15 protein-coding genes are annotated in these 15,033 nt (G+C 66.7%); 8 read left to right on the top strand and 7 right to left on the bottom strand.

The annotated features are described in order from the left end of the window. The first annotated feature begins 388 nt into the window (after positions 1-388). Positions 389-784 (top strand): DUF4440 domain-containing protein, encoded by a 396-nt coding sequence (locus D5S18_RS08585; RefSeq protein ID WP_120039310.1) that lies wholly within the window; start codon positions 389-391, stop codon positions 782-784. 3 nt (positions 785-787) lie between these two features. Here the strand turns inward: D5S18_RS08585 and D5S18_RS08580 are convergent, their stop codons facing one another. Further along, positions 788-1,432 carry a TetR/AcrR family transcriptional regulator gene (locus tag D5S18_RS08580; protein WP_120039309.1) on the bottom strand — a complete coding sequence of 215 codons (645 nt, stop codon included), beginning with the start codon at positions 1,430-1,432 and terminating at the stop codon, positions 788-790. 99 nt (positions 1,433-1,531) lie between these two features. Here D5S18_RS08580 and D5S18_RS08575 point away from each other — a divergent pair, with 99 nt between their 5' ends. Both D5S18_RS08575 and D5S18_RS08570 read left to right on the top strand, forming a co-directional pair. Continuing rightward, entirely contained in the window at positions 1,532-2,953 is a 1,422-nt protein-coding gene (locus D5S18_RS08575; RefSeq protein ID WP_203236659.1) for an MDR family MFS transporter, read from the top strand. Positions 2,954-3,005: 52 nt separating this feature from the next. Beyond that, positions 3,006-3,854, top strand: a complete 849-nt coding sequence (locus D5S18_RS08570; protein ID WP_120040389.1) for a GNAT family N-acetyltransferase — start codon at positions 3,006-3,008, stop codon at positions 3,852-3,854. 42 nt (positions 3,855-3,896) lie between these two features. Here D5S18_RS08570 and D5S18_RS08565 read toward each other — a convergent pair whose 3' ends face one another. The 3 genes from D5S18_RS08565 to D5S18_RS08555 all read right to left on the bottom strand — a co-directional run bounded on the left by D5S18_RS08565 (position 3,897) and on the right by D5S18_RS08555 (position 7,126). Beyond that, positions 3,897-5,054, bottom strand: a complete 1,158-nt coding sequence (locus D5S18_RS08565) for a permease (protein ID WP_120039308.1) — start codon at positions 5,052-5,054, stop codon at positions 3,897-3,899. A 106-nt stretch (positions 5,055-5,160) separates the two neighbouring features. Continuing rightward, positions 5,161-5,478, bottom strand: a complete 318-nt coding sequence (locus tag D5S18_RS08560) for a hypothetical protein (RefSeq protein ID WP_120039307.1) — start codon at positions 5,476-5,478, stop codon at positions 5,161-5,163. Positions 5,479-5,701: 223 nt separating this feature from the next. Continuing rightward, positions 5,702-7,126, bottom strand: coding sequence for an amidase (locus tag D5S18_RS08555; RefSeq protein WP_120040387.1), 1,425 nt, complete (start codon positions 7,124-7,126; stop codon positions 5,702-5,704). A gap of 118 nt (positions 7,127-7,244) precedes the next feature. On the opposite strand from D5S18_RS08555, the gene D5S18_RS08550 reads away from it, so the two are divergent. The 3 genes from D5S18_RS08550 to D5S18_RS08540 all read left to right on the top strand — a co-directional run bounded on the left by D5S18_RS08550 (position 7,245) and on the right by D5S18_RS08540 (position 9,752). Further along, positions 7,245-8,237 (top strand): helix-turn-helix transcriptional regulator, encoded by a 993-nt coding sequence (locus tag D5S18_RS08550; protein WP_158607840.1) that lies wholly within the window; start codon positions 7,245-7,247, stop codon positions 8,235-8,237. Between the two features lie 71 nt (positions 8,238-8,308). After that, positions 8,309-8,620, top strand: coding sequence for a hypothetical protein (locus tag D5S18_RS08545; protein WP_120039305.1), 312 nt, complete (start codon positions 8,309-8,311; stop codon positions 8,618-8,620). Between the two features lie 88 nt (positions 8,621-8,708). Continuing rightward, positions 8,709-9,752, top strand: coding sequence for a hypothetical protein (locus D5S18_RS08540; protein WP_120039304.1), 1,044 nt, complete (start codon positions 8,709-8,711; stop codon positions 9,750-9,752). A gap of 34 nt (positions 9,753-9,786) precedes the next feature. Here the strand turns inward: D5S18_RS08540 and D5S18_RS08535 are convergent, their stop codons facing one another. Both D5S18_RS08535 and D5S18_RS08530 read right to left on the bottom strand, forming a co-directional pair. After that, positions 9,787-10,980: a kynureninase/PvdN C-terminal domain-containing protein gene (locus D5S18_RS08535; protein ID WP_120039303.1), complete on the bottom strand. Its 1,194-nt coding sequence runs from the start codon at positions 10,978-10,980 to the stop codon at positions 9,787-9,789. Beyond that, complete coding sequence (locus D5S18_RS08530; protein ID WP_120039302.1) at positions 10,977-11,792, bottom strand: tryptophan 2,3-dioxygenase; 816 nt, start codon at positions 11,790-11,792, stop codon at positions 10,977-10,979. The genes D5S18_RS08535 and D5S18_RS08530 overlap by 4 nt, the downstream gene beginning before the upstream one ends. A 171-nt stretch (positions 11,793-11,963) precedes the next feature. Between D5S18_RS08530 and D5S18_RS08525 the strand changes: the two genes are divergently transcribed. Continuing rightward, positions 11,964-13,049, top strand: a complete 1,086-nt coding sequence (locus D5S18_RS08525; RefSeq protein ID WP_120039301.1) for an S-(hydroxymethyl)mycothiol dehydrogenase — start codon at positions 11,964-11,966, stop codon at positions 13,047-13,049. A 257-nt stretch (positions 13,050-13,306) separates the two neighbouring features. Further along, positions 13,307-14,446, top strand: coding sequence for a lipase family protein (locus D5S18_RS08520; RefSeq protein ID WP_120039300.1), 1,140 nt, complete (start codon positions 13,307-13,309; stop codon positions 14,444-14,446). Here the strand turns inward: D5S18_RS08520 and D5S18_RS08515 are convergent. After that, positions 14,443-14,967, bottom strand: a complete 525-nt coding sequence (locus D5S18_RS08515; RefSeq protein ID WP_120039299.1) for a DUF2165 domain-containing protein — start codon at positions 14,965-14,967, stop codon at positions 14,443-14,445. The two genes, D5S18_RS08520 and D5S18_RS08515, sit on opposite strands and share 4 nt — an antisense overlap. Positions 14,968-15,033 lie beyond the last annotated feature (66 nt).

The raw sequence follows: 15,033 nt of genomic DNA, 5'->3' as shown, positions 1-15,033 counted from the left end.
GGCGGCATTGCCGCACTAGAGGCACTCAGTCCGTGGTGTGAGTGGCCGCTTTGGCGCCGCCGATCGCGCGGCGGGTTCTCAACGGAGTGCGGCCCCGGCCCGCGTCTCTGGTCGCGACGGTCGCGCGGACCAGCTGTGCGTCGACATCGATCCGCGCTCGACGAACCCCTGGACCGACACTCGAACCTCCAAGCCGAGACCCGTCGGGCCGAAACCCTTGGCGGCCAACAGTATCCGCCCGGCTGCCGGGTGCCTGGAGTGGATCCGCACCGCGCTCGAGATTTCCAGAGGTCCGCGCTGCTCATCGGGCTCTCGCGGCTGGTGGAACAGGGTGGCAGGATCTCCCGCATGGCACGCCGGTCGGCGTCTCATAGTGAGGGAAATAGGAATGGAAACGCAGGGATTCATCGATGAGATCATCGACTTCCATGTCGCGGTGACCGAACTGTTCGCGGGAACTGCGCCGGATCGAGCGGGCGCGGTCGATGCACTGCTGGACAGATTCGATCCGGAATTCACCATGATCACGCCGGTGGGTGGGGTGCTGACCAAAGCGGGCCTGCGGAATCTGTTCCAGGACGGATTCGGCAAGACGCCCGATCTGGTCATCGATATCACCGAGATCGTGCCCATCGCGACCACGGCGACGTCCGGGCTGGTGCGCTACGCGGAATTTCAGCGCGCAGGCACCGATGCGATATTGCGCCGATCGACGGCCTACTTCGTGCGTGCCGAGGGTCGGGTGCTCTGGCGGCACCTGCACGAGACCTTCGCCGATAGCTGAGGACTACTCCGGCGCGGCCAGGTGGCGGACCAATGCCTGGAGTTGGGTGCGGAGATAGTCCGGGAATTCCGGTGATTCGGGGGTTGCCCCGAGAGATTCGAGGGTGGAGCGGGGCAGGAAGACGGGGGCGAGATTGATGGCGATCAGCGCCATTCTGACGAAGGCCGGGTCGAGGTCGGGGGCGATCTCGCCGCGTGCCTGTGCGGCGCGCAGGTCGGCCAGGTCGGCCTCGACGGTGGCGGCATCGTCCAGGTAATCGTCTTCGATGCCGTCGCCGGTGAGGCCGCGCCAGATCAGCAGGCGGGCCGGGCGCGGGTCGCGCAGGGTGGCGGCCAGGTAGTTGGCGGCCGTCTCGGCCAAGGGGGCTTCGGGATCCTTGTGGGTGGATTCGCTTGTGGGCCAGTCGGTTTGAATCTCCCGGTACAGGCCCTCCTTGCCACCGAAGTAATAGGCGATGAGCTGCTTGTTGACGCCCGCGCGGGCCGCGATGTCCTGAATTCGGGTTCGATCGAAGCCGTTGTCGGCGAATTCGTCCAGGGCGGCCTGTAGCAGCGCTCGACGGGAGCGTTCGGCATCGCGGCGCCGCTGATCGCCGCTCGGTGCGCGCCGGGGTCGGCGGGCGGTGGGGTCCTCCTGGGTATCGCTCATCACCGAAGTCTAGCTGTCTGGGATGACTGATTCAGCTGGCTTGTCGAGTTTATCAACCCACTGGTTGACTGAAGTATCTGATCAGATGACAATAGTGCGGTGACTACTTCCAACGCCGCCCCCGACGTCGACGAGCGTCCAGGGCTGAGCCCGCAAGCGCGTCGGGCCGTCATCGTGGTGCTCCTCGGCGCGGTCCTGGCCTTCCTGGACGCCACCGTCGTCAATGTCGCGCTGAACTCGCTGGTCGGCGCGTTCGACACCGGACTGGATACGGTGCAGTGGATCGTCACCGTGTACCTGCTGACGCAGGCCGCGGTGTTGCCCGCCACCGGATGGGCGGCTCGCCGAATCGGGGCCAAACGGCTGTATATCGGTGCGCTGCTGCTGTTCACGATCGCCTCGGTCGCCTGCGGTCTCGCGGGCAACGTGTGGGTGCTGATCGCGGCGCGGGTGGTGCAGGGCGTCGGCGGTGGTCTGATGATTCCGGCGGGTCAGCTGATCCTGGTGCGCACCGCCGGTCGGCGCGGGATGGCGCGCGCGATGGTGGCGGCCGGTATCCCCATGGTGTTGACGCCGATCATCGGCCCGACCATAGGTGGCCTGCTGCTGGAGTACGCGGGGTGGCAGTGGATCTTCTTGATCAACGCACCGATCGGGATCCTCGGGTTGGTGCTGGCGGTGCGGTTGCTGCCCGCCGACACCTTCGAGGAGCAGGCCGGTCCGTTCGATGTGCGCGGTCTGACGCTGATTTCGATGGGGTTGGTGGGGGTCACCTACGGTTTGGCGCAGGCGGGTTCGCGCGGGATCGGTGACCCGGTGGTGATCGTGCCGCTGATCGGCGGCGCGTTACTCGTCGCGATATTCGTGTGGCACGCACTGCGGGTCGCCGCGCCGATCCTGGATCTGCGGCTCTACGCCGATCGCGTCTACAGTTCGGCAGCGCTGGCCACCTTCACTTTCGGCGCGGTCACTTTCGGCGCGATGGTGTTGCTGCCCTTGTACTTCCAGATCGTGCGTCATCAGGATGCGGCGCATACCGGCCTGCTGCTCGCACCGCAGGGCGTCGGCGCGGCCATCGCCATGGTGTTGTCCACCAAGCTCTACGAGCGGGTCGGCAGTCTCACCTGTGTGCTCGGCGGTGTGGTCGGCATCGTCGCCACCGTGCCGTTCATGTTGATCACCGCCGACACGTCCTATTGGCTGTTGGCCGCCGCCATGGTGGTGCGCGGACTCGGTATCGGCCTGGCCGTCATGCCCGCCATGACCGCAGCCATGAAGACATTGCGCCCGGACCAGTTGGCCGACGCCACACCGCAGCTCAACATCATGCAGCGCGTTGGCGGATCGATGGGCACCGCCGCGTTCGTGATGGTGCTGCAACGTCGTCTGCCCACCGCCGACCACGCCCAATCCGCGGCTTTCGCAACGACTTTCGCCTGGGTGCTGGCCGCGGCCGTCCTTGCCGCGCTGCCGACGATCGCGATGGTGCTGTTCGAACGGTCGGCCCGCGCGACACAGTGACGCGGCCGGAAAATCGGTTGCGCTCTCGAAGGGGAATGGCAGGGTGGTCGACATGTCATATTCCCCTGGTCTCTTTGTCGGAATCGATCTCGCGACGCGCATCGAGCGGGCCGAGCGCTCGCTGCTCGAGGAGGCCGCGCGGTCGGTGGCGACGCGTGCGGATCAGGTAGTCATCAGCGAGATCGACAGCGGACGCGCGCTCTGGGTCGGCCCCGGTTCTCCGCTGAACAAGGTGGTCGGCGTGCTGGGCAACGACTTCCCGGACGCGCTGCTCGACGAGGTGGAAAATGCCTTCGCCGAACGGAATTCGGCGGTGAATTTCGAGGTGTCCACCCTCGCCGATCCGGAACTGGTGACCAGGCTGACCCGGCGCGGTTACGCGCTCGTCGGTTTCGAGAACGTGCTCGGTCTGCGGCTGGACGGGCAGTCGCGGCCGAGGGCGGCGGGCGTGGAAGTCGCCGATGTCGCCTCGGACGGGCTGGAGTCCTGGCTGGATGTCGTCGCCGACGGTTTCGGCGCACCGGATATTCGAGGCGTGGCCGCGCACGAGGAACATTCGCGCGATGCCGCCAGGTCCGCGATCAGCGATACCAGCGCTGCCAGTGGATTCGTCCCCTCGCTGGCCACCATCGACGGTGTCCCGGCCGGTGGCGCGATCCGGCGCCTCTATGAGGGTATCGCCCAATTCAGCGGCGCCTCAACACTTCCGGAGTTCCGTCGACGTGGCGTACAGGGCACCCTGCTGGCCCACCGTATCGACGCTGCCACCGCCGCGGGCTGTGATCTCGCCGTCGTGGTGACTCTCCCCGGTTCCACCTCTCAGCAGAATGTGCAGAAGCTGGGCTTCCAATTGCTCTACGTGCGGGCGGTTCTCGTGCGGGAAGTCGAGACGATCCGGTAGTCGGCTTGGTCGGGGGCCGGTGACTCACCGAGGAAGACCGGCCTAGGGCTGTGTCCCAAGGTGATTCGTATCGGGCGCACCACCCATCATGCGCAGCATGGGGATTCCGCCCGTGCGGAGGAAGCGGAGCACCAGAGCGGCGGCGAGGATCAGGAAGACGATATTGAGCCAGGTGGTGTAGTTCCAGTGGATTCCGGCTTCCATCACCGTCGCGTTGCGTTCGGTGGGGATGAGTCCCGCTGTGCCGAAGAGGATTTCGACCGTGTATCCGGCACCGACCATGGCGGCATAGAAGGTGCCGAATACGACGATGGTCATGCGGGTGCCGTAGTACCTGCGATAGATGGCCAGGATCGGCAGGATCAGCAGGTCGGCGTAGATGAAGGCGATCACGCCGCCGAAACTGATACCGCCGTTCCATAGGACGGCGGCCAGCGGCACATTCCCGATTGAGCACACGAATGACAGGATCGCGACCAGCGGCCCGATCAAGGGACCCCACAGTGCGGAGAGCACCGGATGGTCGGAGAGAAAGAAGCCCTGCCAGAACGTATTCGGCACCCATGCGCCGATCGCGCCCGCGATGAACAGTCCGAGGATCAGATCGCGCAGGATGGCGGCCCACTCCATCACGAATACCCGCGATACGGCCGTCAACCCCGGTGGCGACAGTAGTCGCCGCAGGAAGGAGCCCTCGGTCGGCACCGACATATCCATGGCCGCGTGCCCCTCCATGGATCCGGCCAGCCCGCGTTCGGCCTGCCGTCGAGCCGCCGCGACCAGCCGGGGCCGCACGAATATCCGGAACTGGACCGCGAGCAGCATGATCATGATCGGCCCTCCGACGAACTCGGCCGCCGTGAACTGCCAACCCATCAGCAGCGCCAGGATGATGCCGAGTTCGACGACCAGATTGGTGGAGCCGATCTGGAAGGCCATGGCGGCGGTGAAGTTCGCGCCCTTGCGGAACAGGGAACGGGCCAGCGCCACCGCCGCGTACGAGCAGGACGACGACGCCGCGCCCAAGACGGCCGCGAGGGCCAGGGTGCGCGGACGGTCGTCGCCCATGAGCCGGGCGATGGTGGCTTTGCGCACCACCGCCTGCACGACCGCGGAGAGCGCGAACCCGAGGATCAACGCCCACAGGATCTCCCACGTCATCGATCCGGTGAGTGCCAAGGCGTGCCCGATGGCGGCCATTCGACCTCGCTTCTCGCTCGGGGCGGAATTCACGTGCGGTCGAACCGGGTGCTGACCAATTCGGGCGAATTCTAGCCGGGCGGACGAGTGTCGCGGCGCGGATCGCTCAGACGATTCGGCTGGCCCGTGGGTCCGGAATGGTCTGTCCGGCGTCGACCAGTGTCCAGAAGGCGGCGTGCTTCATGGGGCACAGGTCGGTGCCGCAGGTGCGGTGGCGCTGCATCTCCCAGTGCGCCTGCTCCGGGGTGAGCGGGCGGGAGGGAGCGCGGTGCGAGGGTTCGAGTTGCCACGGGTCCCCGCGTAGCGCGCGTTCGGATTCGAACAGGTCCAATAGGTGCGTGGTCACCGCGCCGCAGGGATCGGCGCGGCCGACCCGTACGGCCATCCAGAGCGCGAATGGCACCGCGAGAAGAACCATGGTCATGGCGAAAGTAGTTGCGAGCATTGGGCCATACCCCTGATCGCGTAGTCGGTATCTCTTACCGCTTTCGAGGGTGACGCGACCGCGCCGCCTTCCCAATGCCCTTTCGGTGCCCTTTCCGGAACTCCGGGAAAAGGCACCAATCGGGCAGTGCGCCGACACACTGCCCATTGCCGGGATTCGGCTGCGGGGCAGCCGAACATCTGCGCTCGGTCCGAGAAAGGCCCTATGCGAGAACCGGGCGATGCTGCGCCCACGGCCGCAGCCGCTCGAAGGCCGCCGCGGCGGCGAGCACATCGGCGTCGGCGCGCATCCTGCCGACGATTTGCAGACCGACCGGAAGTCCGGCCGAGGTGAAGCCCGCAGGCACCGTGATCGCGGGCGCGGGAACGAGATTGAACGGATAGGTGAGCAACCAGCCCAGAAGTTGCTCGCGCAGGGGCGCCTCGCGCAGCGGGGCCGGACAGAATTCGTGCACCGGATGCGAGGGCATGGTGGTCGTCGGGGTGATCAGGAAGTCGAAATCGCCCATGAAGGCGTTGAACTGGTCGACCATCCGCCCGCGCTCGGCATCGGCCCGCTGCACCTGCCTGACGGTCAGCCGCTCACCTGCCCGCATGACCTCGACGAACTGCTCGTCCACCTGACCCGCCTGCGCGTCCCAGTCGGTGGCGTCCAGCATGGCCGAGTAGGTGGGTGTCCATACGGCCTCCCACATGACCCGCGCGGGATCCGACCATTGGGGCGCGGCACTCTCGACCGCGCACCCGATCTCGGTGAACGCCGAGACGGCCTGCTCGCAAATGGCGCGAATCTCCGGATCGACCTCGGCGATGCCGAGATCCGGCGACCAGGCGATGCGCGCGCCCGCGATGCGGCGGTCGCAGGCGGCCAGATAGTCGACCTCCTCGGTGGGCAGCGACAGCGGGTCGGCCGGGTCGTAGCCCGCCATGACATTGAGCATCAGCGCCGCGTCGCCGACGGTGCGCGCGATCGGACCGTGGAAGGCGAAGGTGAGGAACCGATTCGGCATGGCGAGGATGGGTACGCGCCCCAGCGAGGGTTTGAATCCGACGACCCCGTTGATCGCGGCGGGAATGCGGATCGAACCGCCGCCGTCGGCGGCGTGCGCGATCGGGCCGAGTCCGGCCGCGACGGCCGCGCCCGCCCCGCTGCTGGATCCGCCCGCCGTGATGCCGTGCTGCCACGGATTGTGGGTCGCGCCGTAGAGGTGGTTGGTGGAGTTGGCGCAGTAGCCGCCCTCCGGCAGGTTGGTCTTGCCGAGGAAGATGCCGCCCGCTTCGCGCAACCGTGCCGCTACCGGTTCGTCGTGATCGGCGACCATCGCGCGGTTGGCCACGATCCCGTGGGTGATCGGGGTGCCCTCGACGTGCAGCGCCTCCTTGACGCTGTACGGGATGCCGTGCAGTGCACCGAGTTTCGCGCCGCCCGCCATCTCCTCGGTGCGCTGCCGGGCTTCGGCGCGCGCCGCATCGGGTCGCAGGTAGACGTAGGCGTTGAGATCGGGATCGATCCGGTCGATCCGGTCGAGCACCGCTTCGGTGATGTCGAGTGGCGTCAGCTCACGGGCCGCGATGCGCCGAGACAGCTCCGTCGCGGGCAGCCAGCACAGTTCTTCGTTGTCGGACATGGGATTTCCTCTCGAATTGAACAGATCCCATATTCCGAGTTCGGCGGTCGGCAAACCATACGCAATGTGACGTACCCGAAACATCGCCCCCGATGCTATGGTCGGCTCCGAGGTGACGATGAGGCAGCTCCAGGACCTCGGCATACTCGCCGAGATCGCCGCGAAGGCGGCCCAGCCGCTGTCGGCGGTTGAGCGGGCGCGGTCGGTGCTGGCGGCCATGCACGGGTTGGTGCCCTATGCGGGTGGCGGCCTGTCCGCGTGGGATCCGATCGGCGAGACGTATCGACCGGTGGTCAATATCGGCTACGACGCCCCCACCTTTTCGACCCTGCACACCCACCGCTACCTGGACGAATACCGCAGGCTCGGATTGCTCGACGAACCGAAGGCGCTGCGTTTTCGCGATGTGCCGGGACGCGGTCGTGACCTGCGCACCTTTCAGGAATTGGTCGCGCCCGCCGGATATCGGGAGGGGCTGGGGCTGGCGCTGCTCGCCCCGGACGGCCGCCGCGTCGGAATCCTCACCCTGAGCACGGTCGATGTCCGCTATCCCTCGGTCCGACAGCGCGATCTGAGCGAACTGCTCGGCCCGACGCTCGCGGCGCTGCTCGATCCGGTGGGCCGATTGGCGGAATCCTTCGGCGCGGGACAACTGTGGGCGATCACCCAGAGCGCGGCGCGCAGACTCGACGGCGGTTCGTTGCTGGGGCGGAATTCCCTGCGGGAACAGCTGATTCGGTTGGTCGCCAACGGTGTCGATCAGGCCGAATTCCGCTGGCGCGACGAGTCCGGCGGTTGGGAGCGGGTGCGCATGCTCGCCCCGACCGCCGAACTCGGCCTGGCCTGCCGCTCGATCGCCGTGGTCACCCCCGCACCGCAGCCCTATCGCCTGACCTGGCGCGAACTCGAGGTGGTCACGCTCATCGCGCGCGGCTACGACAATCGCCGCGTCGCGCAGACCCTCGGCGCGTCGGTCCGCACGGTCACCACCCATGTCGAGCGGATCCTCACCAAGGTGCAGGTTCGTTCCCGCACCGAACTGGCGGTGCGCGCAGTGCACGAGGGCCTCTTGGTCTGCGTCGACGGCGAACCGCCCGCCGCCTGCTACTGACGCCTTAATAAGACGGGCCGGTCGGAGTAAGTTCAGGGGTGGGTCGGGTATACCGGAGAGCGAGGTATGCCATGCGTTTGCGAACGATCGGACTATGCGGCATTGCCGTAGCGGGCGTCCTGGCGGGCAGCGGCGTGGCCGCGGCCGACGACTCCCAACAGTACATTTGCGATTCCGCGCAGGTCAGCGGTGGACGCGCCCTCGGAATGGGCAACTGCGTCGCGGTCGACGGCGGTGCGCCCGCCATGGGCTTCATCGTCGGTGATTTCACCATCGCGGGCCGTGACAACTCCACCATCCGTTGCGCGGGCAATGGTGGAATGCCGGTGGGCGAGGCAGCGCTGCCGCTGGAGGTCAACGGTTGGGCCTGCGCGACGAGCTGACCCGCTTCGGCGCGGCGTATTTCCGAGGTTGGGAGTCGGGGATACTCGGGATTGTCGGACCGAACGAGTTAGGCGGCGGTGATCTCAGATGGCATCTAGCGAGGAACTGATCACCCTCGAGGTGCCCAAATACGCGAACGCCGGCCTGAGCGACTATGTCAAGAGTGTCGAGGATTTCCTCCGGTTATCCCGCGCCGCACTCGGCAAGGGTCTACCCGAGGACGTTCCCGACTTCGGGAAGCAACTGCGCGACCTCGGTCTCGGTGACAGTGTCGACAGTTCGGAATCGACCGATGCCTACAACAACAAGGCGGGCGATCTCGAAAAGCTCGGCGCGCAATTGCAGCGTCAGAACGCAAAGGTCGAACAACTCACGGCGAAGACCCGCGAACTCACCCAGAAGACCAGGGAAGTCATCGATCCACAGGTGAAGAAGTTGCAGAAGGCGCTCGCGATCGAGCAGTCACCGCCGAAGGATCGCAACACCCTGACAGCCAGCCAGGAGGCCGTCTATTTCGAGGCTCTGAATCATGCCCAGAAATTGGTTCGCGACACGGTCGATGATGCGCGCACGGAGATCAACGGGCACGCAGCCGGTATCGATGGATCGAAACCGCACAGGCCGAAGGGCGGTTCCGGCGGGGGTGGTGGCACGGGTGGCGGTGGCTATTCAGGTGGTGGCGGCTACTCGGGTGGTGGCGGATCGACCGGTGGCGGTTCGGATTTCGGTGGCGGGTCGGCCGACTTCCTTTCCGCCGGTGTCGCGGGCGTCGGCGGCGACGCACGCTCCGCATTGCAGCAGGTGGCCGCGCAGTTCGGGTGGACCGGCGCGCAATGGGAGGCCCTGGCCCACCTGGAAATGGGCGAAGCGGGATTCGATCCGAGGGCGCGCAATCCCTCGTCCGGTGCGCTCGGGTTGGCGCAGGCGCTGGGGCACGGCGAATCGAATACGGCCGGCAGCTTGGGGAACCAGTACGGCGGCTACGGTCTGACTGCCGATCAAGCGCGTGCGGCCAATTCGGGCAGTCCGGCCGAGCAGGCGCTGTGGATGTGCAACTACATCAAGTCGCGCTACGGCTCACCTGCCAATGCCTACAGCACCTGGCTTTCTCGCAGCCCCAACTGGTACTAACCCGAAGGCCAATACCGTTGGGGCGCGAGCTGGTTCAGAATTCGCGCAGCACCTCGCCGAGTGCTGCCACCGCGGATTCGATTTGGGTGTCGCTGAGGTAGGGGGCGGGGCCGAGGCGGAGGTGGGGGCCTCGGCTGTCGGTGTGGACGCCGTGCTCGGTGAGGCGGCGTTGGATGCGGGCGGCCTGGGGGGAGTGGAGGGTGAGGAAGCCGCCGAATTCGGTGCGCGGAGCGCGATCTCGGTCGAGTAGGGACGGGGGTGCGTCGAGTTTGTCACAGAGGTCGGCCAGTAGTCCGGTCTGGTGCAGGGAGATTCGGCGCAGGAACTCGGGGGTCAGGTCGTGGTCGGTGAAGAAGTCGAAGACATGCGCGGCGCGGTAGTGGCTGGTTGGATCGTAGGTGGCGCCGGCGAAGCGGTTCGCGCCTGCGGCGTATGGCACTGTGTCGGAGGCCTTCTCGGCGGATAGTTCGCCGAATTCGGCGTACCAGCCGGTGATCACCGGGCGCAGCGCCAGGCCGTGCGGCGGGATCCGGAGCACACAGTTGCCCTCGCCGAGTTGCAGGTATTTGTAGCCGCCCGCGACCAGCCAGGCAGCGTCGAGCCCGAGTTCGGAAAGGGGGAAGGGGATCGCGCCAACGGCGTGATACGCGTCCACCAGCAGCTCGGTGCCGACCCGCGCGCAGGCGGTGGCCAACGTGTCGAGACCGGGCACGATACGGGAGGTTTCGAACAGCACCGCCGACACCAGGACGGCGGCTGTTCGATCGTCGGTGGCTGCGGCAAGGCGTTGCGCCAGCGTATCGACGGGAGCGGCCGGTACCCGGACCACCTCGATGTCCGCTTCGGCGATGCGCGCTAATTGTCTGCGCACACTGTGGAATTCACCATCGGTGGTGACGAGGCGGGGTCGGGCGCGCAGGTCGAGCGCGGACAGGAAACGCACAACCAACTCGTGCGTATTCGCGCCGAGGGCCAATTCGGCACCGGGATCGGCTAGGAACCGCCGGAATCCGGCGCGTACCGCGTCCGCCTTGCGGAAGGCGCGATCCCACTTGCGGTCCACCGACTCGGCGGCATCGTAGAAGGCCTCGATTTGACCGCGCAGCGCGACATCCGGCCACGCCTGATGCGAATGTCCGGTCAGCAGCAGCCTTTCGGCGACGCGGAAGCGAGAGTAGTGCGCGGCCAAGGCATTCGGGGTAGCGCTCAATTCCTCGACGGTGGTCACAGTTGGCTCCGCACTGCCCACAGATCGGCGAAGATCGGTCGGAACAGGGTGTCGCGCAGGTAATCCGCCCCGGAGGAACCGCCGGTGCCGGGTTTGTCGCCGATGGTGCGCCGCACCATCATGACGTGGCGGTAGCGCCACTCCTGCATCCCCTCGTCGAGGTCGACGATGCGTTCGGCCACCTGCGCCGCCGCACCGTCATCGGTGTAGACGCTCAACAGGATTCGCTGCATCTCCGGTGAGGGCTCGGCGGGACTCGCCACCGCCCGCTCCAGCAATTCCGCGGGCACCGCGTAGCCCTGTTTGGCCAGATAGTGCAGGAACGAGTCGTACAGCGACGGCCGCGCCATCGCGGCCTCGATGCGGGCGCGGCCCGCGCTCGCGGCCGGATAGTGCGCGTACGCCGCCGGATCGCGGCGGCCGAGCACCGCCTCGAGTTCGCGGAACTGCGCGGATTGGAAGCCGCTGGACGCGTCGAGCCGGGCGCGGAAGCTGGTGAACTGGCGCGGGGTCATGGTCTCGAGTACGTCGATCTGCGCGACGATGACCTTGAACACGCTCAATATTCGGCGCAGGGTGTGCAGCGCGTGCGGGGTGTCGCCCGCCTCCAGCTTGTTCTGCAGGCGGCCGAGTTCGTGCAGCAGTTGTTTGAACCACAGTTCGTAGACCTGGTGGATGACGATGAACAGCATCTCGTCGTGCTCTTCCGAGCGGGGTTTCTGCGCATTCAGCAGTTCATCCAGCGCCAGGTAGGCACCATAGGTGAGAGCCGGGGATTCGGTGGAGCGGGACAGATCAGCATTGTGCGCCATACGTTCGATCATGCGTGACGGTCCGGTCGGGTGTCGAGGTTTCGCGGTTGCTGGGCGGTGTCTCGAAAGTGCCGTCCGGTCCGGTCGCGCGCCGCCGGATCGGACATCTCGCGTACGGTCGTAGCCAGATCGATCGCATGCGCGCATCGCGATCCATGCACAGGAGGTCTTATGTCGCAACAGGTTCGGGGTGTCATCGCACGATCGGCGGGCGCGCCGGTCGAGTTGACCACCATCGTGATCCCGGAGCCGGGTCCCGAGGAGGTGGTGGTCTCGATCGCCGCCTGCGGGGTCTGCCATACCGATCTGACCTACCGGGAGGGCGGGATCAATGACGAATTCCCCTTCCTGCTCGGCCACGAGGCGGCGGGCACCGTCGAAAGTGTCGGTCCCGCAGTGCGATCCGTCGCGCCGGGTGATTTCGTGATCCTGAACTGGCGGGCCGTGTGCGGCACCTGTCGCGCGTGTCGGCGCGGGCGGCCGCAGTACTGCTTCAGCACCTTCAACGCCACCCAGAAGATGACCCTCACCGACGGCACCGAACTCACCCCGGCCCTCGGGATCGGCGCCTTCGCCGACAAGACGCTGGTACACGCCGGACAGTGCACCAAGGTCGATCCGGCCGCCGACCCGGCGGTGGCCGGACTGCTCGGTTGCGGTGTGATGGCCGGTCTGGGCGCGGCGCTCAATACCGGCGGTGTCGGGCGCGACGACTCGGTGGCCGTGATCGGCTGCGGCGGCGTAGGCAACGCGGCCATAGCGGGCGCGCGACTGGTGGGTGCGCGCACCATCATCGGCATCGATCGCGATCCGCGAAAGCTGCGGTGGGCTGCCGAACTCGGCGCGACCCACGTCATCGACGCCACGGCCGAGGATCCGGTCGCGGCGGTGCGGGCACTGACCGGCGGCTTCGGCGCGGATGTGGTGATCGACGCGGTCGGCAATCCGAGCACGTGGGAGCAGGCGTTCTACGCCCGTGATCTGGCGGGCACAGTGGTGCTCGTCGGCGTCCCCACCCCGGATATGCGCCTCGAGATGCCGATGCTCGATTTCTTCTCCCACGGCGGCGCGCTGAAATCCGCCTGGTACGGCGACTGCCTGCCGGAGCGGGATTTCCCCACCTTCATCGACCTCTACCTGCAGGGCAGGCTGCCATTGGATCGTTTCGTCAGCGAGCGCATCACCTTGGACGAGGTGGAAAAGGCATTCCACACCATGTATTCCGGGGACGTGCTGCGCTCGGTGGTCATTCTCTGAAAGTAACCGGCATGAATTGCCGCTGATTCGCTGACACTTCGATTTCGGATCATTGATTCTGAGTCGCCCGCATAGGCGTACCTCCGCCTTCGCTCCGGCCATGCGCATGTTTGAGGACTGCTTCGCAGGCAGCGCCCATTAGGCGTACCTCCGCCTTCGCTCCGGCCATGCGCATGTCTGAGGACTGCTTCGCAGGCGGCGCCCATTAGGCTGCGGTGCGAACCTGCACGATCCGATTCGAATCGAAGGGGTCAGCGATGGGTATTTTCCGTGGTTGCCGGATCGCGGTAGCGGTGGCCGCCGGTGCGGCCCTTGTTGTCGGCGGCGGTCGGGCCGCGGCGGACGCGCCGGGAACGCTCGGGACCGAATCCGCGCAACCCGACGGATGGCACGGGATGTCCGGCGGATCGGTGCTCACCTACTGGACCGAGGGTTCCGATGGTGCGCCGCGTCCGGTCAGTGGCGCGCTGTTCGTCCCGGCGGGTACGCCGCCGCCCGGCGGTTGGCCGATCGCGGCCTTCGATCACGGCACCACCGGACTCGGCCGGGGCTGCGGCGGGAAATCCGATCCGGCCACCGCGCCGAATACGGTGTTCACCGCCGAGGAAGACGGCATGATGCAGCATTTGGTGAATCAGGGCTTCGCCGTCGTCGCGCCGGACTACCTGGGCCTCGGCCTGTTCGATACCGGCCCGCATCCCTATCTCGAATTGCGCACCGAGGCCACCGCGACCATTGATCTGGTGCGCGCGGCCCGCTCCGCGCATCCTGAACTGTCGCGCACCTGGGTGTCGATGGGTCCGTCGCAGGGCGGGCAGGCCGCGCTCGGCACCGGCTATGTACAGCAGACCTACGCGCCGGACCTGGATTTCCGAGGCATTATCGCCATCGATCCGGAATCCGATGTGGAGAAGGCGTTGCCGATCGCAGGACCCGGCATTCCCGCTATTTCCGGTTTGGATGGCACCGCCGGATTCTTCGCCGATATCCTCGCCGGATTGCGTGCGGCCCGGCCGGACGCGGCGGTCGACGACTATCTGAGTCCCCTCGGTCGCGAGATCATCGATTCCATCGGCGTCATGTGCCAGCCCGCGATCGATGCGCGGGTGGCGAATCTCGGTATCGGCGATCTGCTCTCGAAATCGCTGTCCGACAGTCGGATCCGCGCCGCCTACAACTGCTATATGACGGTGCCGACCAGTGGTTACGGCAAACCGATCCTGCTGTTGGCCAATGTCACCGACACCATGGTCCCCTCCCCGCTGCATGCCACCCTGGCCGCGCAATTCGTCGCGGGCGGCGTCGATTTCCGCACCGTCCTCGGTGCGGGCAGGCACACCCAATTGAATTCGGCGATGTGGTCTGCGATCGACGACTTCCTGAATCGCAGTCGCTAGAACCATTTGGCTCGTTCGGGCATATGCAGCAGGATCAGCCCGACCGAGGCGACGAGGAAGTTCTGTAGTGCGGCCGCGGTGGCGTTGACCTCCTTGTTCGCCCACATGCGGAACCATTCGCCGCCGACGGTGAGGAACCCGCCCGCGAAAAGCAGTATCGCCATGGTCCAGCCCAGACCGGACAGCTTGGCGGCCTGCCGCGCCGAACGCCCGGCGAAGGCGCGCACCCACCCCACCGTCGCGGCCAGCAGCACGAGCGCGATGAGCCATTCCCAGACGACGATCAGTACATAGGCGACCCAGACGACAGTGCTGTCGGTGATCGCCCGCCAGTCGACGCCCGCGTGGTGGATGGTGCCGCGCATGGACAGCACCGCCGCCACGCCGCGCCGATTGGTGTCGGTGTCCACGCAGTTGGTGAAGGCGACGAAGGTGTAGTAGACGCCGGTGATCGCGGTGAGTGTCGCCACCGCTATCCGGCGGCTGCCCACCGTGTCCAGGATTCGGGTCACACGGGGCATATCGGGCTCCGATCTGGCATTCCGCAGGTGGCCTGATGGTCGGTATGGTACGGGGGATGTCGCGTC

It is taken from the genome of Nocardia panacis (assembly GCF_003598715.1).
GTDB lineage: Bacteria > Actinomycetota > Actinomycetes > Mycobacteriales > Mycobacteriaceae > Nocardia > Nocardia panacis.
Note: the sequence above shows the minus strand (reverse complement) of the source record. Positions and strands in the feature narration are given on the sequence as shown.